Here is a 26,256-nt window from a genome sequence, read left to right as displayed (position 1 = left end):
GGGAACCGACGGTACGGCGACGGATCCGCCTCCGTCAACATTTTGTTGAATTCACTCTTCAGTCTTGGTCGCGGTTGAGGTAGTTGTAGACCGTGAACCTCGTGACCCCCAGTGCCTCGGCGACGGTCGACACCGATTTGCGGAGGCCGAACGCGCCGCGTTCCTTGAGCAGCCGGACCGCGCGCTGCTTGGCGGCGCGGTCGAGGGTGTCGAGCTTGCCACCCAGCTCGCGTTCGACGTCGCCGATGAGTCGGGCGAGGGCGCTGTGCAGTTCGACGGCCGGCTCGCCCGCGTCGTCGCCGACCTGCCGGAGTTGGAGGGTCACGCGGGTCGCGCCGCCGTTCAGTGCCGCCCTGGCGATGGCGGGGAGCGCGTCGAGCAGGGTGTCGGCGTCGCCGCGGACGAGGGTGCCGAGCGGGCCGAAGTCGGCCGAGAGGCCCGCGCCTTCCGCCGTGTCGCGCGCTTTGACGGCATGCTCGGGTGGCGGGCCCTCGCCGTGGAACGGTTCGCTGGTGAACTCGGCTTCTAACTGCACCCAGCGAAGGTAGCGCCGCCGAGGCTCATTGACGAGCAGGGTGGCCGGAGTTAATGTCGGAGTGCGAAACCTCGATTCCACTCAGTGGAAATTGGGAGTATCAATGGACTTGGTGATCAAGGCTGCCAGGGCGATCACGGCCGCCGGAGAAGTACCCGCGACGGTCGGCATCGAGGATGGCCGCATCGTCGCGGTGGAACCGGCCGGAGCCGCGCTGGACGGCGATCGGGTGCTCGAACTCGGCGAGGACGTCGTCCTGCTGCCGGGTCTCGTGGACACCCACGTGCACGTCAACGATCCGGGCCGCAGTGAATGGGAGGGTTTCGCTTCGGCGACCCGCGCGGCCGCGGCGGGCGGGGTCACCACGATCGTGGACATGCCGCTGAACAGCCTGCCGCCGACGGTCGACGTCGCGGCGCTGGAGGTGAAGCGCAAGGCCGCCGAGGGGCGCGTGCACGTCGATGTCGGATTCTGGGGTGGTGCCATCCCGGGCAATCTGGCGGATCTGCGGGGGCTGCACGAGGCCGGGGTGTTCGGCTTCAAGTCGTTCCTGCTGCACTCCGGCGTCGACGAGTTCCCGCCGCTGGACGCGCGCGGGCTCGAAGAGGCGATGACCGAACTGCGGACCTTCGACGGCATGATCATCGTGCACGCGGAGGACTCCGACGCGATCGATCACGCGCCCGATCCGCACGGCGAGAAGTACGAAGACTTCCTGCACTCGCGGCCGCGTGGCGCGGAGAACGTGGCGATCGCGCAGGTCATCGAACTCGCCAGGAAGACCGGCGTGCGCGCGCACATCCTGCATCTGTCCTCTTCGGACGCGCTGCCGATGGTCGAGAGCGCGCGGCGCGACGGCGTCCGGCTGACCGCCGAGACCTGCCCGCACTACCTGAGTTTCACCGCGGAGGAGATCGGCGACGGGGCGACGCAGTTCAAGTGCTGCCCGCCGATCCGTGAGGCCGGGAACCGCGAACTGCTGTGGCAGGGCCTCGCGGACGGCGTCATCGACTGCGTCGTGACCGACCATTCGCCGTGCACGCCGGAGCTGAAACGCTTCGACAGCGGCGATTTCGGGCTTGCCTGGGGTGGGATCGCCGGCCTGCAACTCGGTCTGCCCGCGGTCTGGACACAGGCGCGGCAGCGCGGGTTCGCGCTCACCGACGTCGTCCGCTGGATGGCCGAACATCCGGCCGCGCAGGCGGGGATGCGCCGCAAGGGCCACCTCGCGCCGGGCTACGACGCCGACTTCAGCGTGTTCGCACCCGACGACGCGTTCGTCGTCGACGTCGCGAAATTGAAGCACCGCAACCCGGTCAGCGCCTACCACGGACGTCCGCTCGCCGGTGTCGTGCGGAGCACGTGGTTGCGCGGCAAGGAGATCACCGGTGAAGACCCGGCAGGCGTCCTGCTGACCCGGGATGAGGAGCTGAGATGGAGGAGACCGTGAACGACCGTCCTGAGTGGACAAAGCTGCCCGATCTGGCCTCGCGCAAGTTCGGCGGGACCGTGATGTGGGCGACGGATGAGTTGTTCGCCGAGAAGGAGAATCTGGTCAATCCCTGGACGCCCGCGCACCGGGCGGAGACGTTCGGCCCCAAGGGCCAGGTCTACGACGGCTGGGAGACCCGGCGGCACCGTGAGCCCGGAGACGACCAGGCCGTCGTCCGGCTCGGCCTGGCGGGCGCGATCACCGGCGTCGTCGTGGACACCGCGTTCTTCAAGGGGAACTACCCGCCGTTCGTCTCGGTCGAGGCGTGCGCCGTCGAGGGCTACCCCAGTGCGGCCGAAGTATCCGAAGCCGACTGGGACGTGCTGGTCAAACGCGGCGCGGCCTCGGGTCATACGGAGAACTTCTTCGAGGTCGGCGGGAGCAAGCGCTACACGCACGTCCGGCTGACCATGCACCCGGACGGCGGTGTCGCCCGGCTGCGGGTGCACGGCACGCCGATCCCGGACCCGCGGCTGCTCGACCTCGGCGCGCTGGACCTCGCGGCCCTGGAGAACGGCGCGGTCGTCACCGGATGCAGCGACATGTTCTATTCCTCGCCCAACAACCTCTTCTCGCCCGGGCTCGCCGCGCACCAGGCCGAGGGCTGGGAGACGTCCCGCCGCCGTGATGACGGGAACGACTGGGTCACCGTGCGGCTCGCCGGCGCGGGCGTCGTCCGGTTCGCCGAACTGGACAACAGCAACCTGAAGGGCAACGCGCCCGGCTGGGCGGCGTTGAGCGGGCGGGACGGCGACGGCGAATGGGTCGAGCTGCTGCCGAAGACCCGCCTGCAGCCGGACACGCGGCACCGGTTCGCGCTCGCTTCGGGACCCGAGGTGACCGAAGTGCGTCTCGACATCTATCCCGACGGCGGCATGGCACGCCTACGCCTCTTCGGCGCCCTGACCGACCGAGGCCGTGAGGACCTCACTTCGCGCTTCGGGGGTGCTCAGGGCTGAGCGCCGGGCCGGTTCAGGTACGCGGAGAGCAGCGAGAGGACGGTTCCGACCGAGAAGATCGCGGTGAGCCACCAAGCGCCGCCGATGGACAGGTTCCATACCAGGGCACCGACCATGAGCAATGCCATGACGATGTTCCTGAGCTGCAGCGGAGTCGGTTTGGCCATACCGCACCCTCTCACGCGGCCGGATTTTTTCGAGCGGCGGGCAACCCCGTGGATGTGACATGCGTAAGCGATGTGTCACCGTTTCATCCACGATTGGGGAGATCGAAGTGCAAGCCGAAACCCGAAGAATCCCGCGGCGGGGCCTCGCGCTCGTCGCCGCGTGCCTGGCCGGGAGCGCCGTTCTCGCTGCTCCCGCGCAAGCGACGTCACCCGAAACGGCAGCGCGATCGCAGAACAAGCCGGTCGAGATCCTCTCCGAGCGTACGGAGAACTCGGCCACCTTCGCCAATCCCGACGGTTCCCGCACCACCCAGGTGCACGGCGGCCCGGTCCACGTCCGCCGCGGCGGTGACTGGACCCCTGTCGATCTGACGCTGGTGAAGGGCGCCGACGGCCTCGTCCGGCCGAAGGCGCATCCGCGTGACCTCGTGCTGACGGGCGCGAACGGCAAGAGCGGGGATCTCGCCACCGTGCAGAGCCGGGACGGGAAGGTCGCCCTGCAGTACCCGGGCGCGCTGCCCGAACCGGTGCTCACCGGTGAGGTCGCCACCTATCCGGAGGTCCAGCCCGGCGTCGACCTGCAGGTCAAGGCCACGCGGACCGGGTTCGAGCAGTTCTTCGTCGTCAAGCGCCGTCCCGAGCGCGCGCTGACGTTCGCCCTCCCGCTGCGGGCCACCGGGCTCACACCGCGCACCGACGCGGACGGGAACACGGCGCTCGTCACGGCGTCCGGCGACGTGGTGGGCAGCGTGCCCGCCGCCGAGATGTGGGACTCGCGGATCGACCAGCGCAGCGGCGACCCGGCCGCGAAGGTGAAGGTCGGCAAGGTCGTGTCGGCCAAGGAGCGGGGGACCCTCGGCCTGAACGTGACGCCGGACGCGGGGTACTTCGCCGACCCGGCGCGCGCCTATCCGGTCATCGTCGATCCCGGTGTTTCGGTGTGGACGAACTTCGACACCTTCACGCAGTCGAACATCGCCACCACCGACCAGTCGGGTGCCACCGAACTCCGCATCGGCACCTACGACGGCGGGGCCACGAAGGCCCGCTCGTACCTCCACTTCGACGTGTCGCGATTCCGGGGCGCGGAGATCGAATCGGCCACTTTGGCCTTGTGGGGCAACCACTCCTACTCGTGCTCGCCGCGCAACTGGGAGGTCTGGGACACCGCCCTGGTGGGCACCGGCACCCGCTGGGCGAACCAGCCGGCCCCCGGCACCCGCTGGGCGACGACGAACGCGACCCGCGGCTACAGCGCGGCTTGTGCGGCCGATTGGGTCCGTACGCCGATCGGGAACCTGATCGGTGCCTGGGCGGGCGCCGGGGTCACGACCGGTTCGATGCTGCTGAAGGCTGAGAACGAGGCGGATTCGTCCGGCTGGAAGAAGTTCTCGTCCAGCGAGGGCGGCAAGTCGCCGTACCTCGAGGTGACGTACCGGAACCAGCGGCCGAATCCCGCCGCCGGGCACGACATCTCGGATCGCGTCGACTCCGGCGGTGTCACCTACACGAAGTCCCTGACCCCGACGCTGCGCTTCACGCCGACGGACCCCGACGGCGGCAACGTCACCGCTGTCTTCTATGTCTACGAAGGCGAAACGATGATCGGGGACTTCTGGCAGTGGGACGTCCCGTCCGGCACCACCGCGACCTGGACGGCGCCGCCGGGGCTGTTGCAGGAGGGCCACGACTACCGGTTCCGGGCCACCACCTTCGACCCGGGCGGGGAGTTCGGGGACGACGCCTGGGTCTCGCTGCAAGCGGTGTCGAGCGGCCTCTACGCCGACGTCGCCGCGTGCGGCTGGAACAACGGGACCAAGGTCCAGCAGTGGCCGTCGAACGGCGCGGACTGCCAGAAGTTCTTCCCGTGGGGCACCGGTGACGGCTACTACCAGTTCCGTGCCAAGCATTCCGGGCAGGTGCTGGACAACACCGGCTGCAGTACGGCCAGCGGGAACCCGGTGACCACCTACGACCGCGTCGCGGGCGCGTGCCAGAAGTGGACGATCGAACCGCAGGGCGTCGGCACCGGGGTGTACCGGTACGCCGTGCAGAACGCGGGCAAACTGCTGGACCAGGGCTGCACCGCGGGCCAGGGGGCACCGCTGTTCATCTGGGACCGCGTCCCGGGACGCGGCTGCCAGAACTGGCGGATGCCGGTGTCGCCGGCGAACGGGGTCACCGTGCAGTGGCTGCCGTTCACGGTGAACACGGCGGCGGAATAGCGGTCAGGGAGCGGACTGGCGGCGGGAGCTGATCACTCCGGTGTTGAAACCGGCGAGGTGGAGCCCACCGGCGAACCGGGCGTGCTCGATCTTGACGCAGCGGTTCATCACCACGTCCAGTCCGGCTTCCTTGGCCTGATCGGCGACGGGTTCGTGCCACAGGCCCAGTTGCAGCCAGAGCGTGCGCGCTCCGGCCCTGACGACCTCCTCGGCGACGCCGGGGAGGTCGTCGTGCTTGCGGAACACGCTGACCAGGTCGACCTCGCCGGGCACGTCGGCCAGCGACGGGTACACCGGCCGCCCGAGGAGTTCGTCCAGCCTCGGGTTCACGAAGTTGACCTGGTACTCGCTGGAGGAGAGCAGGTACGTCGCGACGAAGTAGCTCGGCCTCGCCGGATTGTTCGAGGCACCGACGATGGTCACGGACTTCGTCCGCGAGAGGAGGCGGCGGCGTTCGACCGCGCCGACGTCGTAGCTCATCCCGCCACCGCCTTGCCGAGTGCCTGGTCGAGATCCCACAGGATGTCGTCGACGTCCTCCAGGCCGATCGACAGGCGGATCAGGTCCGCGCCGACGCCCGCCGCGCGCAGCTGGTCCTCGGAAAGCTGCTGGTGCGTGGTGGACGCCGGGTGGATGACCAGCGTCCGCGCGTCCCCGACATTCGCCAGATGCGACAGCAGTTCGACGGAGTTCACGAACGTTTCCCCGGCCGCGCGGCCGCCTTCGACGCCGAAGGAGAACACGGCGCCGGGCCCGGCGGGCAGGTACTTCTTCGCCCGGTCGTGATGCGGGTGATCCGGCAGGCCCGCGTAGTTCACCCAGGCCACGCGCGGATCCGCGGCGAGGTACTCCGCGACGGCCCGTGCGTTGGCGATGTGGGCGTCCATCCGCTGTGGCAGGGTCTCGACCCCTTGCAGCAGAAGGAAGGCCGAGTGCGGGGAAAGGACGGCGCCGATATCGCGCAACTGCTCGGCGCGCAGCCGGGTGCAGAAGGCGTACTCGCCGAAGTTCTCCCAGTACTTCAGGCCGCCATAGCTCTCGACGGCCTCGGTCATCCTCGGGAACTTCCCGTTGCCCCAGTCGAACTTCCCGGATTCGACGATCACCCCGCCGAGTGTGGTGCCGTGCCCGCCGAGGAACTTCGTCGCGGAATGCAGCACGATGTCCGCGCCGTGCTCGATCGGACGGCACAGGTACGGCGTCGCGAGGGTGGCGTCGACGACCAGCGGGATGTCGTGCGCATGCGCGAGTTCGGCCAGCCCGGCGAGGTCGGCGATCCCGCCACCGGGATTGCCGATGACCTCGGTGAAGATCAGCTTCGTCCGGTCGGTGACGGCGGCCGCGTAGTCCTCGATGCGGTCTCCGCTGACGAAGGTGGTCTCGATGCCGAAGCGGCGCAGCGTGCCGGTGAGCTGGGTGACCGTCCCGCCGTAGAGCCCGCCCGCCGAGACGATGTGGTCCCCGGCCTCGGCCAGCGCGGAGAAGGTGAGGAACTCGGCCGCCTGGCCACTGCTCGTGGCGACACCGCCGATGGCGCCTTCGAGGCTGGCCAGGCGTTCCTCGAAGGCCGCGACCGTCGGATTGCCGATGCGGCTGTAGACGTTGCCGTACTTCTGCAGCGCGAACAGGTTCGCCGCGTCGGCCGCGTCCTCGAAGACGAAGCTCGTGGTCTGGTAGATGGGCACGGCGCGGGCGCCGGTCGCCGGGTCGGGCGTCCCGCCCGCGTGCAGGGCGCGGGTGCGGAAGCCCCAGGTGCGTTCACTCATCGCGACCGACGCTACCTCGCGTCCCACCCCGTGACCATCGTTCCCAGCACGTGGCTAGGGGCGGTCCAGGGTGATCACGGTGCCCGGACGGTGGCCGTTCCGGCGCGGAGTGACCGGACGTTGTTCGGAACGGGCCACCGCCACCCCGGCGGGCCGGTGCCGGTCGATGGGCAGCACCTCCCGCGAGTTCGTCCGGTCGGCCAGCCGGAGGGACTGCGCCGAGGTCAGCCACTCTTCGGCGGGCTCCGCGATCTCGAGCAGCAGGGCCTCGAACTCCGACCTCGTGGTTTCGAGGATGTGCGGCGCCGCGAGCCAGCGCAGCACCTGCCGCCCAGTGACCGCCATCCGCTGCCGCGGCGAGGACACCAGCCGCTGGTCGAAGTAGCGGATCAGCACCTCGTCCACGGTGTCCCACGCATTGGAGGCGCCGAACAGGTCCAGCACGTCCTCCGAGCCGAGGATCTTGAACGCCTCGGTCAGCAGTTGCATGACCTCGACCCGCAGCACGTTCAGGTGACCGTAGGAGGTGAACTTGAGGTTGTTCCGCAGGTCCAGCCCACTGCGCCGGACGACCGCGACGCTGCCGAAACTCGGGTCGTACGCGCGTTCCCGGACGACGTCGGAGATCCGCTTGTCCCGCCAGAACAACGCCACCTGGTTGGAGAACTGCGTGAACAGCTGGTGGAAGTCGGTGTTCGGCCGCGAGTTCGCCGAGCCGAGACCCTTGCCGTAGCCGAGTACGCGCCGATACGCGCTGACGCGGTCCCGCCGGGTGTAACGCAGGACGTCCCGCCGGTCGAACCGGTACAGGCCGAACGCGCCGGGGCCGTCCGAAAGCCGGATGGCGCCGCCCTGGAACAGCTCCTGCAGTTTCTGCACCACCCGGAACACGCCGATCCGTTCGTGCTGGTACAGGTAGTACAGGTCGCCGACCGCGATGACCCGTTCCGAGGCGACCGTCTCGTCGTAGGCGTCGATACCCGGCGGCATCGCCGTCGCCCCGAGGTCCGCGGCCGAATTGTCGCCGAGGCCGACGAGCTGCGCGATCCCGCCGTCCGCGGGCCCCGGTTTGGCCCGCTGTTCGGCCTCGACCGCGGTGAGCATGTCGTCGAGCTGCTTGAGGACCGCGTCGCCGAGTTTCGGATCGCTGCCCAGTTCGTTGGCTAGCTTCCCGGCGACCTGGCCGCGCAATGCCGCGACCCGGTCGAACAGTTCCCGGTATTCCTTTTCCGTGCCCATCGTGTTCCTCCCGTACGGGTCCGGCTACTGCCCGGGCCGTTTGCGCGTGGTCCGGGGTTTCGGCGGTTCCTCCGCCTCGGGTGGTGCCTGCTCTTCCTGGAAGCCGTGCCCTTCACGGAGTTCGGCGACCGACGGCACCGCCGGTGTCCGGCCGGACGGCGGCGTGAGCTGCGGGGTGGGCGGCGCGGGCGGATTCGGCCCGGCCGACGACGGCGAGCCGTCCCGCCCGATCGGCTCGGCGATCCGGACGACCTCCTGGAGGTGGTCGTCGAGTTCGTCGATGGCCCGCTGCACGCGGGAGCTGAAGAAGCCAGGGGGAAGCGACGCGCGGAAGTTGCCGGGCACGTCCCCGTTGGAGCCACCGGGGTTCTGCCGGGGAAGGTTCGCCACGATGCGCTGCAACCGCCTCGCGATCTGGATGAACGACGTGCTGACGCCCTCCTTGCCCGCCGATTCGATCAGCTTGCCGCCTTCATAGGTGGCGAACTCGCGGATCCAGCGCAGCAGCCCGCCGAGCGACATGGTCCCGCCCACCGGATCGGGGACACGCAGTACTTCGAGGTCCTCCTGCTGGATGAACACCGACCGCAGCATCGCGACGACCTCGTCGACCTGGGACGCCGTCGCCGACAGCAGTCGTGAGAGAGCGACCACGGCGGGGCCGAAGAACGGCTGGCCGCCCGTCGGCTGCGAGAACGGATCGATCTTGTCGCGCGCGTCCTGCCAGCCCCGGAACAACGAGACCACCCAATCCGCCAGTGTGATGAAGGAGGTCTGGATCCGCTCCTCCTCGATCGTGTTGACCTTGCCCGAGACCAGGCCGAGCTCGTCCCGCAACTGACCGAGGTGCCCTTGCACCGGGTCGCCGCCGTTCCCGAGCAGCAGCAGGAAGAGCTGATCGACCCGCGCCACGCGGATCAGCGGGCTCTCCAGCTCCTGCCGGATCTGTTCGAGGTCGTGCCGGACCAGGGCCCGGTAGCTCTCGGCGTTCTCGGGATCCGTGTCCGTCCTCAGTGGACGGAGCGAGTCGAGCAGCGCCAGCGAGTCCTTCACCGCGCTCCGGGCACGGGCCGCGAGCGAGGCCTGGCCGCCGGTGACGGCGCCGAGGTCGGCTTGAATCGCATACCCTCGCGGAGTCCACTTGGCTTCAGTACGCCCTTGGACCTCCTTCAGCTCGAAACTCCCGGTCAGCGCCGCCACGAAGCCCTTGGTGTCGCCCGCGCGCCACTTCCAGCCGAGCGCGTCGCTGATCGTCTGTTCGGCGAGTTCGCCGGAGGCCGCCGCCCGCGGTGGGTACTGCCCGGTCGACAGCGGGTACGCGCTGTCGATGTCCTGTGCACGCGGCAACGTCGCGCCGCGGTCGTCGTTGATCGTCATCGGGTCGCCCCACATCCCTTGAATTCGGCCAGTTCCACTGCTTCACGCCAGCACCGCACCATCACGTCCTCCGCCGAGGACAAGGCGGCGGCGCACTGGTCCACCCCGGCGTGAAAGCTCTTCGCCCAGCCACGCCATTCCTGCTCCCGTCCGTGCACCGCGCGCAGCAGCCCGGAAACCGCGTGATGCGAACGGCACTGCCCGTCCACCCGCCGCCGCAGCTTCAGCAGTGACGACGCCGTGGTGTGCAACGACTCCGCGCTCACCGGACGCTGTGTCGCGCGAGTGGCCACCTCGACCTCGCCGGTGCCGTCGAGGACGACTTCGGCGAGATGATCCGCCGCGGCGAGCCCGACGCCGGCGGGCCGGTCCTCGGCGACGCTGATCTCCAGTGCCCGCCAGCAGGCGGCCACCAGGTTCACTTCCGTGCCCAGCCGGGAGAATTCGGTGTGGAGTGTCATCTCGCCCTCCTGCCGAGTTCTTCCATGAAGAAGCCGAACAGTCGTCTCGGTGTCGACATCCGTTCTTCGAGCGCGAACCGGACCGCGCCGATCAGGAAGCGTTCCGGGACCACACCCGGGGAAACGCCGCCCGCCAGTCTTTCCGCGGCTTCCTCGATCATCGCCTGTTCCTTGGCCTCGAACCGCAGCACCTTCGCCAGCGGGCGATGGCCCAGCGAGGGGAACGAGGTGAAGCACATCGCGTCCACCACCGCGGGGATCGCCTTGTCCGCCGTCTTCAGCAGCGCCGGCGGCGCGTTGATCAGCTTCACCCTCGGGTACAACTTGTGCCACATCGCCGCGTACGTCTCCGCGTGCCGGGTGAAACCCATGCGGCGTAACAGCTCCACCGAGATCTTCGCGCGGAGATACGGCACCGGGTGCACCGCGCGCGGGGTGAACCCCGTTGTTTCGAGTTCGGTCCGCCCGATGACGTCGAACAGCGAACCGACCACCGCCGGGCCGCCCAGCAACAGCGCGGACAGGTCGGCGAACGTCTCGCGGTTCCACCTGACCCAGACGCCGGTGATCGGCCTCGGCACCCCCGCTTCGACGAGCCGCGCCGCCACCTGCAACGGGATCGCCCTGGCGAGTCCCAGGTCGTTCTGCAGGTTGTGGCTCACCTCGTGCAGGACCGCGCCGAGCGTCCACGGATTCACCAGCCGGTGGTACGGGAGCTGGATCAGCGGAAACGGGTTGAGCCGGTTTCCCAAGCGACGCAAGGGGATACCGCGGCGCGAGGTGGCCGGCCCGGAGCCGGTGCGCAGATAGCAGAACGGCGGCGGGGTCGGGATCGACCGCCAGCTCCCGATCCCGAGGTAGGCATACTGGTAGCAGTCGAGCGCCACCCTGTCGCAGGCCACCAGCCATGGGGCGAACGCGCCCTGGCGCTGGTTGAACAGGTCTAGGTAGAAGTCCCAGACCCGTTCGGTGGTCCTGACCCAGTGCTGTGCCCGGGACTTCGCCCGCAGCAGCCGCGCCAGTTCCGCCTGTCCCGGCCGCGCCACCGCCTCGTCCGCCGCGCGGCGCGCCGAGCGGGTGGCGGAGAACAACGGCTCCCGCAAGGTCGCCATCGTCCGGTTGACCGCCGCGAGATGGGCCCGGCTCGGGCCGGTGGCCGGATCGCCGAACTCGGACCAGCGGAACGGCCGCAGCGCCTCCAGATGCCGTTCCACGTTGGTGGCCTGGGACAGGACCCAAGCCGTCAGCTCGTCTCCGGATGGCCCCGCCCGCCGGGATCCGGTGGACGAGGCCGCTTCACCGGATGTCGCGGGCCGCGCCTCAGCGGCGGCGCGCACGGCCGCGCGCCTTGCCGCGGCGGGCGGCGCCCGAACGCGCACGGGACTGCGTCTTGCGCCCGCCACGGGCCGCGGGACGACGGCGGCGCTGCTGGGGACGGCCGCGACCGCGCTGCCGGCTCCGCCGGTTCGCGGGCGCGTTCTGCGCGCTGTTCACGGTGTGGCCGACCAGCCTGCGCGTGATGTAGCGGGCGTTGATCGGTTGGCCGTCGGCATATCGGCGCCCGACATCGCGCGCGGTGCGCCCGATGATCTTCGGGATGTGCCGGACGGCGCGGCGGGTCGCCGGGTTCCGCCACAGCTTGCGGCCCAGGTTGACCGCGCCGCGGATCAGCTGCGGACCGTGCTTGATGATCTTCGGTGCCGCCCATCTCGCCGCCTGGAACGCCAGCGGCGCGAGCGCGCCGAGGAAGGCCTCCGCCTCGTCCTCGGTCTCCGCGTTTTCGGCCTGGAAGGCCAGTTGCGCCATCATCTCGGCGTCGGAATAGACCCGCCGTCCCGGATGGGCGAAGTCCTCGTCCTCGGATTCCAGTTCGAACTCGTCCTCGAGTTCGCGGACGACGGCCTCGAACTCGGCCTCGAATTCGTCTTCGTCCTCGTACTCGCCGTAGGCCTCGTCCTCCAGCTCGTCTTCGAGCTCCCGGGCCAGCCCGCCGACCTCGTCTTCGAACTCGTCCTCGTCTTCGAATTCGCCTTCCAGCTCGTCTTCGAGTTCGTTTTCGAACTCGGCCTCGAGTTCACGGCTCAGCTCGTCTTCCAGCTCGCCGTCCACTGCCGCATAGCCACGGCTCATAACGGTTCTCCTCTGCTCCGGTGAAAATCCGCGATCGCCGGCGCGGCGCGTCGGTGAGCACGGGACCGACACTGCCCGCGCATCGGGGGGTACCGGTAGTCACACGTTCTTGTGTGACATGAACCGACTAGTTCGTACCTGTCACACAAATCGACGATGCGCTTTTCCTGTCGGAGGGGTTTGCTAGAGAGGGAGGGAGACCAAGAGGGGGGAGGCCGGTCTATGTCCATGGGCCCGGCGGTCGGATTTCCTGCGCCAGCGATACACGATCTCGCGCGGCAACGGACGAAGGTCGTTACAGAGGACGAAGCCGTACGAAATCTGGCGAGATCACTCGTCAGGCGTGTGATGGAACTGAACGACGGTGCCACGGTGCAGCGGAAACCGTTGCTGGACGTCACCGAGTACGGCGTCAGATGCCTGCTCGTACCGGTGACGCCGGAACCGCACGATCTGCTCAGCCCGCGCGAGCACGAAGTCGCGCGCATGGTGGGCCGGGGCTATACGAACAAGCAGATCGCCGGCGTACTGGAAATCAGCCTGAACACGGTTTCCGCGCATATGCGCCGGATCTTCACCAAACTGGGGGTCGGTTCCCGGGCGGCGATGGTGGCCGCGTTGACGGGAGAGAATCTCGCCGCGGTGTGATCGGTCCAGGTGGTCGTGAGTGGCGATTCGGGTTATTGAGGGGAAGGTCAAACGTGGCGTGTTGGTAAGCGGGGCCGGTGACGGGGTGAAGGTGTCCTTCGCCGCGTCCGATGCCGTGCGGCCGTGTCGCGAAAGCCACTTTCGGGACGTCTGATGTCCCGAAAGTGGCTTTCGCGACGCCCCGGGAGGCTGGTGTGGCCTTCGCGGTGGCGTTGTGGCTGGACCCAAGGTGAGCGAAGGCGTGACTCGCGTGATCGGAGCCGGATCTCGCGTGATCAGACGGCGAACTCCGTGAACGTCTCCCGATCACGCGAGATCCGGCTCCAAGCACACGTGATCCGTCTCTGATCACACGACCGGCACTTCCAGCCCCGGCCAGGAACAGCGTCACCGAGGACAACAGGGTCGTGAAAGCCACGTTCCCAACCTTCACCGTTGCGAACGAGGCTTTCACAACACCCACCCCACGACCGACGTCAAAACGGCAAGAGCACGCCACCGTTTGCCCTTCTCCTCAACAGAACACGAATCGCCACTCACGACCACCCGGACCGACGCGTTCCGGCACTTTGGCCACGGACCGGCCTCTAACCGAGAGCGGCCCGAAGGCGCCGGTCCCGTTCCTCCGGGGCCTGCCGGGGGCAACTGGTGCACTTCGGATTTCCCGCTTCGTAGATCAGGCAGCAGGAAGCACGGCGCACCACGGTGTTCCGCCCGACACGGGAGAACCGCGGCTCCGGCATCCCGAGCCCGATCGCGGTCACGAGCGGGGCCGCCAGCGCGATCGCCCGTTCGGTGTCGCCGGTCCACAGGAGGCGGTTGCCGATCGAATCCGTCGCGATCGCGCCCAGTGCGCGCGGATTCGCCCCCGTGACGTCCGAGATGGTGCCGATCGCCGTGCCCAGTGCCCCGGCGAACGCTTCGCCGAGTTCGGCCAGACCGCCGGAAAGGACCCGTGACGACCGCGCGCCGGTGAAGCGGCCGTCCGGGACGAGGTCGATGGTGACGGCGTCGAGCGACGGATCCAACGGCTCACCCCGCACGAGCGACTCGACTGACGGCGCCACGAGGACCGAGGAGAGCGAGTACCACCAGATCGTGCCGAGGACCTCGGGCCGGGAACAGCCGTAGAGCTTGGCGGCGCCGCCGATGCGGGCGCTGACCCAGGCCGCGTCGGCGAGCAGGGTCGCGGGCGCCTCCATCAGGGCACCGGCCGGTACAGCGTGACGCTGAACGACGTGGTGACGTCCACCGCCTCGGCGATCGCGTCGAGCCGCTCGCGGCGTCCGTCGCGGTGGAGGTGGTGCGCGCTCGGGCCCATCTCGACGACCTGGCGGATCTGGGCGGGCGACAGTGTCACCCGTTCGGTGACATCGCGCCGGTCCACCCGGCCGAAACGCTCGCCGAGGGTTTCCTCCAGCCGCGCGTCCTTGCCGCCGTCGACGGAGATCACCAGGTCGCCCAACTCCCGGAGATGCCCGGGGTTCGGCGTCGCGACGACCAGCAGCCCGTCCGCGGTCAGGACTCGATGGAACTGTGAGGCGTTGCGGGGCGCGAAGACGTTGAGGATCAGCGACGCGCTCGAGCTCGCCACCGGCCAGGGCTCCCACAGATTCCACACGGCCGCGCCCGCGCGCGCGTGTGCGCGAGCGGCCCGGCGCAGGGCGACGGCGGAGACGTCGAGCGCCAGCCCGTGCGCGGCGGGGACGGCGTCGAGCACGTGCGCGAGGTAGTACCCCGTGCCCGCGCCGGCGTCGATGATCAGCCCGTCCTGTACGTGCTCTGAAGCCACCTCCGCGAGGGCGTCGGCGAGAGGGAGATAGACACCCGAAGCGAGGAGGTCGACGCGAGCCGCGACCATCGGCGCGGTGTCCGCCGTGCCCGCGGGGATGCGAGCGTGCAGAAGATTGACGTAGCCCTGCTTCGCTACGTCGAACGAGTGGCCACGTTCACAACGCATCGTGTGCTCGATTGCCCCGACCGGGTCACCGCAGAGCGAACACCGCAGTGACCGGACGATCTCCGGTGGCAGCGGGTGATTGCCGGATGCACGTGCGTTCATGGGGCTATTCGACCACGACGTTTCGCAACCGGACAGAACGCACCAGGTCTGCGGAAACCTGGACGTAACAACGCCGCACCGACAGTTCACGCGGGTGAAACCTGAATCGCCGCCCGAGGAAACACCCCGGTCCAAAAATTCCTGCGCAGTACACCCCAGGCACGGGAGGAAGATTGTGCTGAACGCAGGAGACACGGCATGGGTACTGATCAGCGCCGCGCTGGTCATGCTCATGACACCGGGATTGGCGTTCTTCTACGGCGGCATGGTCCGCGCGAAGAGCGTTTTGAACATGCTGATGATGAACTTCATCGCGCTCGCCGTCGTCGGTGTCCTCTGGACGCTGTACGGCTTCACGATGGCGTTCGGCAACGATATCGGCGGAGGGTTGCTCGGTAACTTCGACTTCGCCGGTCTCTCGAACATCTCCGGCAAACTCGCCGGGTTCGCGACCGCCGCGACCGACACCGCGCCCGAGGTCGCCTGGCCCGGCGCGGACGGGCTGCCGCTGTTCGCCTTCGTGATGTTCCAGCTGATGTTCGCGATCATCACGCCCGCGCTGATCTCCGGCGCCATCGCCGACCGCGCCAAGTTCTGGGGCTGGACGCTGTTCGTCGCGGTGTGGGTGACCATCGTGTACTTCCCGGTGGCGCACTGGGTGTTCTCGTTCAACGGCTTCATCGGCGCCGATTCGGTCGGCGGCTGGATCGCCAACCAGCTCAAGGCGCTCGACTTCGCGGGCGGTACCGCGGTCCACATCAACGCCGGTGCGGCCGGTCTGGCGCTGGCGATCGTGCTCGGCAAGCGCAAGGGCTGGCCGAAGGGCACCGGACGTCCGCACAACGTGCCGTTCGTGCTGCTGGGTGCCGCGTTGCTGTGGTTCGGCTGGTACGGCTTCAACGCCGGTTCGTCGCTGGCCGCCAACGACCTCGCCGCCGTCGCGTTCACCAACACCACCGTCGCGACCGCGGCCGCCATCCTCGGCTGGCTGATCATCGAGCAGATCAAGATCGGCAAGCCGACCACGCTGGGTGCCGCTTCCGGTGCCGTCGCGGGTCTCGTCGCGATCACCCCGGCGGCCGGGTTCGTCAGCCCGCTGGGTGCCATCGCCATCGGCCTCATCGCCGGTGCCCTGTGCGCCCTGGCGATCAGCCTCAAGTTCCGCTTCGGTTTCGACGACTCCCTCGACGTCGTCGGCGTCCACCTCGTGGGTGGTCTGGTCGGTACGCTGCTCATCGGCTTCTTCGGCACCACCAGCGTCAACTCGCTCGGCGTCGACGGCCTGTTCTACGGCGGCGGCCTCGGCCAGCTCGGCAAGCAGGCGCTCGCGGCGGCCGTGGTCCTCGGCTACTCGTTCGTGCTCACCTTCGTCATCGGCTGGGTGATCAAGAAGCTCGGCGGGTTCCGCGTCAGCGCGGAGGACGAGGTCAGTGGTATCGATGAGGCCCAGCACGCGGAGAGCGCGTACGACTTCACCGGTTCGGGCGGCGGCCTCGGCCAGCCGACCAGCATCCCGGTCAAGGCGCCCACCGGCAACGCGGCCACGAAACTCGAGGAGAGCAAGGCATGAAGCTGATCACCGCGATCGTCAAGCCGTTCACGCTCGACGACGTCCGTTCCGCGCTGGAACAGCTGGGCGTGCTCGGCATGACGGTCAGCGAGGTGCAGGGCTACGGCAGGCAGAAGGGCCACACCGAGGTCTACCGGGGAGCGGAGTACTCCGTGGACTTCGTGGCGAAGCTGCGGGTGGAGGTCGTCACCGACGACTCCAACGTCGAGAAGGTCCTCGACGCGATCACCACGGCCGCCCACACCGGAAAGATCGGTGACGGGAAGATCTGGGTGACGCCGGTCGAGACGGTGATCCGGGTACGAACCGGCGAACGCGGCTCGGACGCCCTATAGGCGTCAGGGATGGCTGACGGGGGTGAGCTGGTCAAGGCCACCGAGCGATTGCTCGAGGGCAGGCACGGGAGGCTAGGGGCGGCCGCGCTGCGGGCGGCCCTGGTCGACCTCTACGAATTCTGGTTGGGCAAGGGCGCCGCGGCGGCCGGCGTCGACACCGCTGAACCCGGTGTCGCGCTGGCCGCCGTCGGAGGCCTGGGGCGCCGGGAACTGGTGCCCTTCTCCGACCTCGACCTGTTGTTGCTGCACAACGGCAACTCCCGCGTCGGTGAGATCGCCGACGCGATCTGGTATCCGTTGTGGGACGCCAAGATCGGCCTCGACCACTCGGTCCGCACACCGGGCGAGGCGCTGAAAGTGGCGTCCGAGGACCTGCGGACCGCGATGGGGCTGCTCGACATCCGCCATATCGCCGGGGACGCCGAGATCACCGCCAGGCTGGCGGCCGCGGCGCGGGACGAGTGGCGGCGGTCGGCCAGGAAGCGGGTCGGCGAGCTGTCGGACGCGGTGCGTCAACGCTGGGCCCGCAGTGGCGAGATCGCACAGTCCGCCGAGCCGGATCTCAAGCACGGACGAGGCGGGCTTCGCGACTTCGCCGTTTTGGAAGCGCTGGCGGCGGCACAGCTGACGGCGAGGCCCGGCGAGGAACTGCTGGAGGCCAAGAGCCTGCTGCTCGACGTCCGGACCGAACTGCGCAAGGAACTGCGCCGGGAGCGCGACATCCTCAGCGCGCCGGAGGCCGAGACGGTCGCGGGCGAACTCGGCTTCGGCGACCGGTTCACCTTGGCGCGCAAGCTTTCCGGTGTCGGGCGGACGATCGCGTACGCGGTCGACGTCGCCCTCCGGTCCACTGTGGAACCACCCAGGGCACGATTCGGGCGGCGGCCGGTGCGGACGCCGCTCGACGAAGGTGTGGTCCTGCACGGGAACGAGGTCGCGCTGGCGCGGGACGCGGTGCCCGCCAAGGATCCGGCGCTGCTGCTGCGGGTCGCCGCCGCGTCGGCCCGGATCCGGAAGCCGATTTCGCACGGGACCCTGCGGGCGCTCGCCGAAACGGCGCCGGAACTGCGCGCGCCGTGGCCCGCCGACGCCCTCAAGGCACTGGTGGAGCTGCTCGGAGCGGGCGAAGGACTCGTCGACGCCGTCGAAGCGCTCGATCGGACAGGTCTCTGGGCACGGTTGTTCCCCGAATGGGGGGCGGTGCGGGATCTCCCGCCGAGGTCGCCGGTGCACTCGTGGACCGTCGACCGGCATCTCGTGCGCGCCGCGGTGGAGGCGTCGAAACTGACGACCACCGTTTCGCGGCCGGATCTGTTGCTGATCGGCGCGCTGTTGCACGACATCGGCAAGGGCCGGGACGCGGACCATTCCGAACTCGGCGCGAAGATCAGTGCCCAGGTGGCGGCCCGGCTCGGGCTGTCGGAGCCTGACGTGGCACTGGTGTCGGCGATGGTGCGGCATCACCTGCTGCTCCCGCATACCGCGACGCGGCGGGACATCAGCGATCCGGCCACGATCCAGCGGGTGACGAAGACCCTCGACGAGAACCTGGTCCTGCTGGAGTTGCTGCACGCGCTGACGACGGCCGATTCGCTGGCCACCGGACCGGGCGTGTGGACCGACTGGAAGGCCCGCCTGCTCGCCGAACTCGTGTCCGGTTGCGAAGAGGCGTTGCACGGCAAGGGTTTTCTCCCGCCGGAGCCGATGGGCGCCGAGCAACGGGAACTCGTCGCCGAGGCCGTCGCGTCCGGCCGCGGCGAGGTGCGGATCACCGCCGCGGGCAAGGTCGTGACCGTGGTGCTCGCGGTCCCGGCCCGTGCCGAACTGCTGGCTCCCGCCGCGGGCGTGCTCGCGCTGAACTCACTGGAGGTCCACGCGGCGGTGCTGCGCGGGCACGACGGGGGACGGGCGGGGGTGTTCACCGCGTCGCCGAAGTTCGGCTCGCTGCCCGACGTCACGTTGCTGCGTGAGCAGTTCGCCAGGGCGGTGGCCGGGACGATGCCGCTGACCCAGCGGCTCGCGGCGAAGGAACGGGACTACGGCGAGACTCCTACCGCGAACGCGAAGGTGATCTGGTTCGACGACGAGACCAGCGGGCAGGACACGGTCGTGGTCGAGCTGCGGGCCGCGAACCGGATCGGGCTCCTGTACCGGGTCGCGGGCGCGCTGCGGCGCTGCGAGGCCGAGGTGCGCTGGGCGAAGGTGGCCACCCTCGGCGGCGCGGTCGTCGACTCGTTCGCCGTCGCGCCGCGGACCGGCCGGGTCGACCAGGCGTGGCGGTCGAAGATCGAAGCCGCGCTGCTGGCCGCGGCTTCCTGACCGGGAAGTGGTGACGACTTCTTTATTCGTGCTGTGATCCGGCCCGTGCCACGAATCCATCCACCTCGGACCCCTTGTCCGGCAAGGGTTTCCGGTTTCGGAACGGCGCCTTCCGGTTATGGCGGGCACGGTGAACGGGGTGTCGCGCGAAGGGCAGAGGGTAGCGGTGGCAGGATGTGCGCGGTCGAGACCCGAAGGATCCGGAGGGCGGTGAGCGCGTGCTGGGTCACGAGCAGAACCCGCCAGGGCCGCAGCGGCTCACGCTGCCGCCGACCGTTGTCGCCTCCCACTTCCGGGCCTGCGCGGACGACCTCGCCGTCTCGCTGACCGCGTCCGGTACCGCCGCGACCGTGCCCGAACTGCTCAAGGTGGTGCGGCACCTCGTCGCAGGCCAGCAGGCCTTGGCCATCGCGCTCGAGGGCATGGCGGGCCGGGTCGAGGTCGGGGGAGAAGGCGTGCTGGCCACCGCCAGGACGATCGATGTCGAGGTCGTCGCGGAAGTACTCCGAGCGGCCGCCACCGCTGTCGACTGTTCGGCCGAAGCACTCGCCGAGTCGCGGCCGTCATTCGAATGTGTGAGCGAATCAGTCGCCCCTGACACCCGTTTGTAGCTGTCCCGCCGCTTCGGCCCGTGGATACGCTGACCAGGCGGAGGTGGGCCATGCGGGCGGTGTGGAAAGGCACGATCGGATTCGGGACCTACGCCATTCCGGTGAAGGCGTACAGCGCGACCGAAGAGCACAACGTCCCCCTCCACCAGGTGCACGAGCCGGACGGCGGCCGGGTGCGGGTGAAGTGGGTCTGCGAGGTCGACGGCGCCGAGGTGCCCGCGGCCGAGATCGCCAAGGGCCACCCCGTTCCCAACGGCGACGTCGTCCTGCTGACCGGCGGTGACTTCGCTTCGTTGCTCGCGCCGACCACCCAGTCGATGGACGTCGTCGGCTTCACCCCGGCCGAGCAGGTCGACTCGATGTACTTCGCGCGCAGCTACTACCTCGAACCCGAGCCCTCGGGTACCAAGCCGTACGTGCTGTTGAGCGAGGCGCTGCAGCAGTCCGGGCGGATCGCGATCGTGAAGGTGACGCTGAGGCAGCGCGAAACGCTGGGCGCGCTGCGCGTGCGGGACCAGGTGATCCTGCTCGAGACGATGCTGTGGCCCGACGAGATCCGGCGGCCCGACTTCCCGTTCCTGCACGAGGACGTCGACCTGCGGCGCGGGGAGCTGCGGAACGCGGTCTCGCTGATCGAAGACCTCACGCAGGACTTCGACCCCGGCCGGTACACCGATCGCTACCGGGAAGCGCTCGAAGCGCTCATCCAGGCCAAGCTGGACGGCGACGACGTCCTCCAGCCGACCGCCGCCGAACAGGCGGAGGGCGTGACGCGGCTACTGGCGGCTCTGCAGCGAAGCGCGGTCGAGGCCGACCGCGCGCCTGTGGAGAAGGCCAAGAAGGCGGCGGACAAGGCACGTCAGGCGCGGACGCGGGCGAAGAGGGCTTCGTCGGCGTCGTCGGCCAAGACCAGTTGAGTAGTTCTACCCAGGGGTAGTTGGGGGTCTTCACGCTGCCGTGACCCCGCGGTGACCGGGCATTGTTATGCCATCGCGCGGCGAGAGCGCGGGCAGCGAATCGCCTGGTACTGGGGGTCCGGCGATACGAAGTCCCGCGAAGCTCGCCAAGTGTGCTTACGGTCGGCTCGCGGGGAGGCGAGCCTTCCGTAGGGGCTCCGGTACCGGTTTGCGAGGGGCGACCGGTCCCGGAGCCCTGTTTTGCGTTAGGAAGGTCGCCATGGGCGAAGCCTGGGCAGCGTGTGGTCTCGAGGGCTGTCGTGGTGTGCGGATCGGTGACTTCGATCGCTGCCTGGCGCATCTTCATCCGACCCACCAGGACCGCTACTTCGACGGTCTCGCCGCGGGTTCCGATGTCCATCTGAGCGGCACCACGTTGTCCGGCGACCTCCTGCGACGCCTCATCGGAGCGGTGGGCAGGCGGTTCGGATGGGCCGATTTCGGCGAGGTGAGATTCGAAAGCACCGTTCAGTTCGAGGCGGTCTCCTTCGACACCGGCGCTTCCTTTCACAAAGCGGTCTTCCTCGACAGCGCGTGGTTCGAAGGCGTCAGATTCCCGGACGCCACTTTCGAAGGCGCGGAATTCGTCGGCGACGTGAGGTTCGACCGCGCGAGCTTCCGTACCGTTCCGTTCAAGGACGCGACCTTTCACCGCCATGCCCGGTTCGATGGCGCCGCGTTCGATGAGCGCGCCGACTTCCAGGGAACGGCCTTCGGCGGCCGGACATCGTTCCGCGCGGTGGTTTTCGGGGGCGAGGCCTGGTTCGTCACCGACGGCGGCTTCACTGGCGACGCCCGATTCGACGAGGCTCACTTCCACGGGCGGGCCAATTTCGACATGCAGGTGTTCAAAGGGGCCGCGAATTTCGGCCGCGCGAAGTTCGAAGCGGACGCCAGGTTCGAAGGCGCGCGTTTCCTCGGGCGTGCCGGATTCGAGAACGCCGAGTTCGGCGGAGAAGCCACCTTCAGGGAGGCTGCGGCGAGCGAGGTGGCGAGCTTCGCCGGGGCGGACTTCCAGGCCACGGAGTACTTCGGGCCGATCACGGCGAAAACGCTGAACCTCGGGCACGCCACCTTCGGCAAGCGAGTGTCCATCGAGGCCGACGTGCGCGAGATGGACTGCGCCGAGACGACGTTCGAGGGCGGGGTCAGCCTCGCAGTTTCCCGCGGCGCGCTGGATCTGGACCGCGTGGTGTTCGGCAAGCCCTCGACCGTCATCGCCGCTTCCGGCGCCTCGGTGACGTCGATCAGCGGGACGGATGTCGCCGATCTGGTGCTCACGGACGTGGACCTCGCGCGATGCGAGTTCGCGGGCGCGCACCACCTGGACAAACTGCGCCTGGAAGGCGACTGCCGGTTCGCCACCAGACGAAGACGTCAGGTCCTCGCCGAGGAACAGGCGTGGCGACGCGACCGGAACGCTCCCGTCGGCCCCCGCCGCATCGCCGACCTCTACCGCCAGCTTCGCAAGGCGCAGGAGGACAGCAAGAACGAACCCGGCGCCGCCGACTTCTACTACGGCGAGATGGAGATGCGCCGCCACAGCCCGGCCACCCCCTGGTCCGAGCGCTTCATCCTCCACCTCTACTGGCTCATCTCCGGTTACGGCCTTCGCGCCCTCAGAGCCCTCACGACCCTGGCGGTCCTTGTCGTGCTGGCAAGCGTCGGCTTCCGGCTAGGCGGCTTCAAGACCACGCCCGCCTTCGGGGACACCCTCATCTATGTCGCCCAGAGCACCGTTTCGCTGGAAACGAAACTGACGTCGCTGCCCAAGGAGCTGACGCCGTTCGGCGAGGTCGTGCGGCTGGTCATGCGCGTCCTCGGGCCCCTGCTGCTCGGCCTGACCCTGCTGGCCGTCCGCAACCGCGTCAAACGCTGACCCCGGACACCGACTACCCTGGGAAGCCGCCGGTTCGTACCGGCACGCCACAACGACCCAGCTGGAGCGTGCACACCCGTGTTCGACACCCTCTCCGATCGGCTCACGTCCGCCCTGCAGACCCTGTCTCGCAAGGGCAGGCTCTCCGACGCCGACATCGACGCCACCGCGCGCGAGATCCGTATCGCGCTGCTCGAGGCGGATGTCGCGCTGTCGGTGGTCAAGGACTTCATCGCCCGGATCAAGGAACGCGCCAAGGGCGCCGAGGTGCACGGCGCGCTGAACCCGGCGCAGCAGGTCATCAAGATCGTCAACGAGGAACTCGTCACCATCCTCGGTGGCGAGACCAGGCGGCTCACGTTCGCGAAGAACCCGCCGACGGTGATCATGCTCGCGGGTCTGCAGGGTGCCGGTAAGACCACCCTCGCCGGAAAGCTCGCGCTCTGGCTGAAGAAGCAGGGCCACGCGCCGCTGCTGGTCGCCTGTGACCTCCAGCGCCCCAACGCGGTCACCCAGCTGCAGGTCGTCGGCGAGCGGGCCGGGGTCACCACGTTCGCGCCCGAGCCCGGCAACGGCGTCGGCGACCCGGTCGACGTCGCCCGCCGCGCCATCGACGAAGCCAAGCGCGCCCAGCACGACATCGTCCTCGTCGACACCGCCGGCCGTCTCGGCGTCGACGAAGAGCTGATGAAGCAGGCCGCGGACATCCGCGACGCCGTTTCGCCGGACGAGACGCTGTTCGTCGTCGACGCGATGATCGGTCAGGACGCGGTCACCACGGCCGAGGCGTTCCGTGACGGTGTCGGGTTCACCGGCGTCGTGCTCACCAAGCTCGACGGTGACGCCCGCGGTGGTGCCGCGCTGTCGGTCCGCCAGGTCACCGGCCAGCCGATCCTGTTCGCGTCCAACGGTGAGAAGCTCGAGGACTTCGACCTCTTCCACCCGGACCGGATGGCCAGCCGGATCCTCGGCATGGGTGACGTGCTCAGCCTCATCGAGCAGGCCGAGCAGCATTTCGACCAGGAGAAGGCCGAGCAGACCGCGGCCAAGCTCGGCAGTGGCCAGCTCACCCTGGAGGACTTCCTCGAGCAGATGCTCGCGGTCCGCAAGATGGGCCCGATCGGCAACCTGCTCGGCATGCTGCCCGGCGCCGGGCAGATGAAGGACCAGCTCGCCCAGGTCGACGACAAGCAACTCGACAAGCTGCAGGCGATCATCCGCGGGATGACCCCCGCCGAGCGCGACGACCCGAAGATCATCAACGCCTCCCGCCGGATCCGGATCTCCAAGGGCTCGGGCGTCGCCATCCGCGACGTCAACGACCTGGTCAACCGGTTCTTCGAGGCGCGCAAGATGATGGCGCAGATGGCCGGCCGGTTCGGCTTCGGCGGCGCGGGCGGCGGAAGCAAGAACCGCAAGGGCAAGAAGGGGAAGAAGGGGAAGGGGCGCGGCCCCACGCAGCCCAAGGTCCGCGGTGGCTTCCCCGGTGGCATGCCGATGCTGCCTCCGGGCGGGATGCCCGGCGGCCCCGGTGGCGGGATGCCCGACCTCTCCCAGCTCGGCGGGATGAACGACGTACCGGGCTTCGACCCCACGAAGTTCAAGTTCCCGAAGGACAAGTAGCCGTGGAGGCTCTGCATCTGGCGGGCGTCGTCCTGCCGGACGGCGAGCACCGTGAGCTGTGGATCACCGGCGGCCGCGTCAGCACCGAACCGGTCGCCGGCGCGGAAACCGTTGTCCGGGAAGGCTTTCTCGTTCCCGGGCTGGTCGACGCGCATTGCCACCCCGGCATCGGGGTCGGCGGTGCGACCACCCTCGAAGAGGCCGCCGGGCAGGCGATCGTCGACCGCGACGCCGGGACGTTGCTGATCCGCGACTGCGGCCTGCCGATCGACGTCCGGCCGCTGCAGGCACGGGCCGATCTGCCGCGGATCATCCGCGCCGGACGGCATCTCGCCCTGCGCAAGCGCTACATCCCCGGCCTCGGCATCGAACTCGAAGACCCGTCCGAGCTGCCGAAGGCGGTCGCCGAGCAGGCCCGTGACGGCGACGGCTGGGTCAAGCTCGTCGGGGACTGGATCGACCGCGGTGTCGGCGACCTCGCACCCCTGTGGCCTGACGACGTCCTCGCCGAGGCCATCGCCGTCGCGCACGCCGAGGGCGCCAAGGTGACGGCGCACGTCTTCGGCCAGGCCGCGTTGCCGGGGCTGATCAACGCGGGTATCGACTGCCTCGAACACGGCACGGAACTCACGCCGGACCAGCTGGGCGTCCTCGCCGAACGCGGGATCGCGCTCGTGCCGACGCTGATCAACATCGAGAACTTTCCCGGTATCGCCGAAAAAGCGGGCAAGTACCCGGTGTACGCCGACCACATGCGCGCGCTGCACGCCGGCGTCGGCGAGATGGTCTCGACGGCGATCGAGGCGGGCGTCCGGGTGTACGCCGGCAGCGACGCGGGCGGCATGGTCGAGCACGGCAGGCTCGTCGACGAGATCGAGGCGCTGCACAAGGCGGGCATGTCCGCCGAGCAGGCGCTGGCTTCGGCCTCCTGGGCGGCTCGCGAGTGGCTGGGCGTACCCGGGATCGTCGACGGGGCTTCCGCCGACCTGCTGGTCTACCCGTCTGACCCGCGGGAGGACCTCGCCGTGCTCCGGCATCCGAGCCACATCGTCTTGCGTGGCAAGATCTACGCCTGACCCGACTCCATCCGTAACGGGAGCGGTACCTAGCGTGGAGGCGTGGTGGACGACGGGCAGGCTCGCGAGCGTTTGGTGCTCGGAGCGCACTGGGGGTTCGTAGCGTTCTTCGCGGGCATCGCCGGATACCACCTCGTCACGCTCGTCATGAGCTTCGTGATGTCGGGTCGCTTCGGCGGTTACGACCCTCTCGAACTCCGTGACGTCGGCCCGCTGCTGATCCTCGCGTTCCTGCCGACCCTCGTGCTCGGTCTCGGCCCCGTGATCGGCTCGCAGCACTGGGGACGGGGACTCCGCACGGATTTCGGGCTCAAGCCCACCTGGCGCGACGTCCGGATCGGCCTTGCCTGCGGAGCGGCCGCGCTCGCCGCCGGGTACCTCCTCAACCTGCTCCTGCTGGCCGTCTACGGGACCGACGGCGCAGACAGGACCATTTCCGACGTCTCGCCCGGGCCGATCACCGAGCTGTCCGGAACCACCGGAGGCGACACCGTCTGGCTGGTACTGGCCGCAGTCATCGTCGTCCTCGCCGCCCCGGTCACCGAGGAACTGCTCTTCCGCGGCACGCTCTGGAACGCGATGGGCTTCCACCGCCTGCCCTCGTGGGTGATCCTGCTGGTCACCGCGCTGGTGTTCGCCCAGTTGCACGGGGAGGCCGCGCGCACGATCGCGCTGTTCGGCCAGGGGATCGCGATCGGCCTGGCCCGCTATCTCTCCGGCAGGGTGAGCGCGGCCGTCATCGCGCACGCGGCCAACAACCTCCCACCGGCTGTATTGCTCTTCGCGGCGAGGTGATCGCCGGTCCGGGCGGCTAGAGTCTGTGAGT

At 69.1% G+C, this 26,256-nt stretch carries 24 protein-coding genes; 13 read left to right on the top strand and 11 right to left on the bottom strand.

Annotated features, from left to right (window positions below):
* Positions 1-58: 58 nt before the first annotated feature.
* Positions 59-535 carry a helix-turn-helix domain-containing protein gene (locus tag BKN51_RS23595; RefSeq protein WP_101609669.1) on the bottom strand — a complete coding sequence of 159 codons (477 nt, stop codon included), beginning with the start codon at positions 533-535 and terminating at the stop codon, positions 59-61.
* Positions 536-638: 103 nt separating this feature from the next.
* On the opposite strand from BKN51_RS23595, the gene allB reads away from it, so the two are divergent.
* Together allB and alc are read left to right on the top strand one after the other, a co-directional pair.
* The gene (gene allB, locus BKN51_RS23590; RefSeq protein WP_101609668.1) at positions 639-1,985 is read left to right on the top strand and encodes an allantoinase AllB; all 1,347 of its coding nucleotides are present in this window, start codon (positions 639-641) and stop codon (positions 1,983-1,985) included.
* Complete coding sequence (alc, locus tag BKN51_RS23585; protein ID WP_101609667.1) at positions 1,970-2,986, top strand: allantoicase; 1,017 nt, start codon at positions 1,970-1,972, stop codon at positions 2,984-2,986. The genes allB and alc overlap by 16 nt, the downstream gene beginning before the upstream one ends.
* Here alc and BKN51_RS43600 read toward each other — a convergent pair.
* On the bottom strand, positions 2,977-3,153 hold the full coding sequence (locus BKN51_RS43600) for a hypothetical protein (RefSeq protein WP_168214377.1): 177 nt from the start codon (positions 3,151-3,153) through the stop codon (positions 2,977-2,979). The two genes, alc and BKN51_RS43600, sit on opposite strands and share 10 nt — an antisense overlap.
* 107 nt (positions 3,154-3,260) lie before the next feature.
* On the opposite strand from BKN51_RS43600, the gene BKN51_RS23580 reads away from it, so the two are divergent.
* Positions 3,261-5,378: an RICIN domain-containing protein gene (locus tag BKN51_RS23580; RefSeq protein WP_101609666.1), complete on the top strand. Its 2,118-nt coding sequence runs from the start codon at positions 3,261-3,263 to the stop codon at positions 5,376-5,378.
* A gap of 3 nt (positions 5,379-5,381) precedes the next feature.
* On the opposite strand, the gene BKN51_RS23575 is transcribed toward BKN51_RS23580, so the two are convergent.
* Genes BKN51_RS23575 through BKN51_RS23545 form a run of 7 tightly spaced genes read right to left on the bottom strand, consistent with a single transcriptional unit; the run spans position 5,382 to position 12,351 of the window.
* Positions 5,382-5,858 (bottom strand): CoA-binding protein, encoded by a 477-nt coding sequence (locus tag BKN51_RS23575; protein WP_101609665.1) that lies wholly within the window; start codon positions 5,856-5,858, stop codon positions 5,382-5,384.
* Positions 5,855-7,144, bottom strand: a complete 1,290-nt coding sequence (locus BKN51_RS23570) for an O-acetylhomoserine aminocarboxypropyltransferase/cysteine synthase family protein (protein ID WP_101613418.1) — start codon at positions 7,142-7,144, stop codon at positions 5,855-5,857. Before BKN51_RS23570 ends, BKN51_RS23575 begins: the two co-directional genes overlap by 4 nt.
* A 54-nt stretch (positions 7,145-7,198) precedes the next feature.
* Positions 7,199-8,383, bottom strand: coding sequence for a hypothetical protein (locus BKN51_RS23565; RefSeq protein ID WP_101609664.1), 1,185 nt, complete (start codon positions 8,381-8,383; stop codon positions 7,199-7,201).
* 24 nt (positions 8,384-8,407) lie between these two features.
* Positions 8,408-9,760 (bottom strand): hypothetical protein, encoded by a 1,353-nt coding sequence (locus tag BKN51_RS23560; RefSeq protein WP_101613417.1) that lies wholly within the window; start codon positions 9,758-9,760, stop codon positions 8,408-8,410.
* The gene (locus BKN51_RS23555; protein ID WP_101609663.1) at positions 9,757-10,221 is read right to left on the bottom strand and encodes a hypothetical protein; all 465 of its coding nucleotides are present in this window, start codon (positions 10,219-10,221) and stop codon (positions 9,757-9,759) included. Before BKN51_RS23555 ends, BKN51_RS23560 begins: the two co-directional genes overlap by 4 nt.
* Positions 10,218-11,558 (bottom strand): hypothetical protein, encoded by a 1,341-nt coding sequence (locus BKN51_RS23550; protein WP_101613416.1) that lies wholly within the window; start codon positions 11,556-11,558, stop codon positions 10,218-10,220. The genes BKN51_RS23555 and BKN51_RS23550 overlap by 4 nt, the downstream gene beginning before the upstream one ends.
* Positions 11,542-12,351, bottom strand: coding sequence for a hypothetical protein (locus BKN51_RS23545; RefSeq protein ID WP_101609662.1), 810 nt, complete (start codon positions 12,349-12,351; stop codon positions 11,542-11,544). Before BKN51_RS23545 ends, BKN51_RS23550 begins: the two co-directional genes overlap by 17 nt.
* 348 nt (positions 12,352-12,699) lie before the next feature.
* Here BKN51_RS23545 and BKN51_RS23540 point away from each other — a divergent pair, with 348 nt between their 5' ends.
* Entirely contained in the window at positions 12,700-12,999 is a 300-nt protein-coding gene (locus BKN51_RS23540) for a helix-turn-helix domain-containing protein (RefSeq protein WP_101609661.1), read from the top strand.
* A 587-nt stretch (positions 13,000-13,586) separates the two neighbouring features.
* Here the strand turns inward: BKN51_RS23540 and BKN51_RS23535 are convergent.
* On the bottom strand, positions 13,587-14,201 hold the full coding sequence (locus BKN51_RS23535) for a (2Fe-2S)-binding protein (protein WP_101609660.1): 615 nt from the start codon (positions 14,199-14,201) through the stop codon (positions 13,587-13,589).
* On the bottom strand, positions 14,201-15,061 hold the full coding sequence (locus BKN51_RS23530; RefSeq protein WP_101609659.1) for a putative RNA methyltransferase: 861 nt from the start codon (positions 15,059-15,061) through the stop codon (positions 14,201-14,203). Before BKN51_RS23530 ends, BKN51_RS23535 begins: the two co-directional genes overlap by 1 nt.
* 175 nt (positions 15,062-15,236) lie before the next feature.
* Between BKN51_RS23530 and BKN51_RS23525 the strand changes: the two genes are divergently transcribed.
* From BKN51_RS23525 to BKN51_RS23485, 9 genes are all read left to right on the top strand, one after another.
* Entirely contained in the window at positions 15,237-16,631 is a 1,395-nt protein-coding gene (locus BKN51_RS23525) for an ammonium transporter (RefSeq protein ID WP_168214376.1), read from the top strand.
* Positions 16,628-16,966: a P-II family nitrogen regulator gene (locus BKN51_RS23520; protein WP_020630602.1), complete on the top strand. Its 339-nt coding sequence runs from the start codon at positions 16,628-16,630 to the stop codon at positions 16,964-16,966. The genes BKN51_RS23525 and BKN51_RS23520 overlap by 4 nt, the downstream gene beginning before the upstream one ends.
* 9 nt (positions 16,967-16,975) lie before the next feature.
* Positions 16,976-19,285, top strand: a complete 2,310-nt coding sequence (locus BKN51_RS23515; RefSeq protein WP_101609658.1) for a [protein-PII] uridylyltransferase — start codon at positions 16,976-16,978, stop codon at positions 19,283-19,285.
* 218 nt (positions 19,286-19,503) lie between these two features.
* Positions 19,504-19,896: a hypothetical protein gene (locus tag BKN51_RS23510; RefSeq protein WP_101613414.1), complete on the top strand. Its 393-nt coding sequence runs from the start codon at positions 19,504-19,506 to the stop codon at positions 19,894-19,896.
* A 50-nt stretch (positions 19,897-19,946) separates the two neighbouring features.
* Positions 19,947-20,813: a non-homologous end joining protein Ku gene (gene ku / locus BKN51_RS23505; protein WP_101609657.1), complete on the top strand. Its 867-nt coding sequence runs from the start codon at positions 19,947-19,949 to the stop codon at positions 20,811-20,813.
* A 208-nt stretch (positions 20,814-21,021) separates the two neighbouring features.
* Positions 21,022-22,731, top strand: a complete 1,710-nt coding sequence (locus BKN51_RS23500) for a pentapeptide repeat-containing protein (RefSeq protein WP_233223013.1) — start codon at positions 21,022-21,024, stop codon at positions 22,729-22,731.
* A gap of 78 nt (positions 22,732-22,809) precedes the next feature.
* Positions 22,810-24,354 carry a signal recognition particle protein gene (gene ffh / locus BKN51_RS23495; RefSeq protein ID WP_101609655.1) on the top strand — a complete coding sequence of 515 codons (1,545 nt, stop codon included), beginning with the start codon at positions 22,810-22,812 and terminating at the stop codon, positions 24,352-24,354.
* A gap of 2 nt (positions 24,355-24,356) precedes the next feature.
* Positions 24,357-25,430, top strand: a complete 1,074-nt coding sequence (locus BKN51_RS23490; RefSeq protein ID WP_101609654.1) for an amidohydrolase family protein — start codon at positions 24,357-24,359, stop codon at positions 25,428-25,430.
* 45 nt (positions 25,431-25,475) lie between these two features.
* Entirely contained in the window at positions 25,476-26,225 is a 750-nt protein-coding gene (locus BKN51_RS23485; RefSeq protein WP_101609653.1) for a CPBP family intramembrane glutamic endopeptidase, read from the top strand.
* Positions 26,226-26,256 lie beyond the last annotated feature (31 nt).

Origin of the sequence: Amycolatopsis sp. BJA-103, assembly GCF_002849735.1 — a bacterium.
Lineage (GTDB): Bacteria > Actinomycetota > Actinomycetes > Mycobacteriales > Pseudonocardiaceae > Amycolatopsis.
This window is presented reverse-complemented; position numbering and strand designations above follow the sequence as displayed.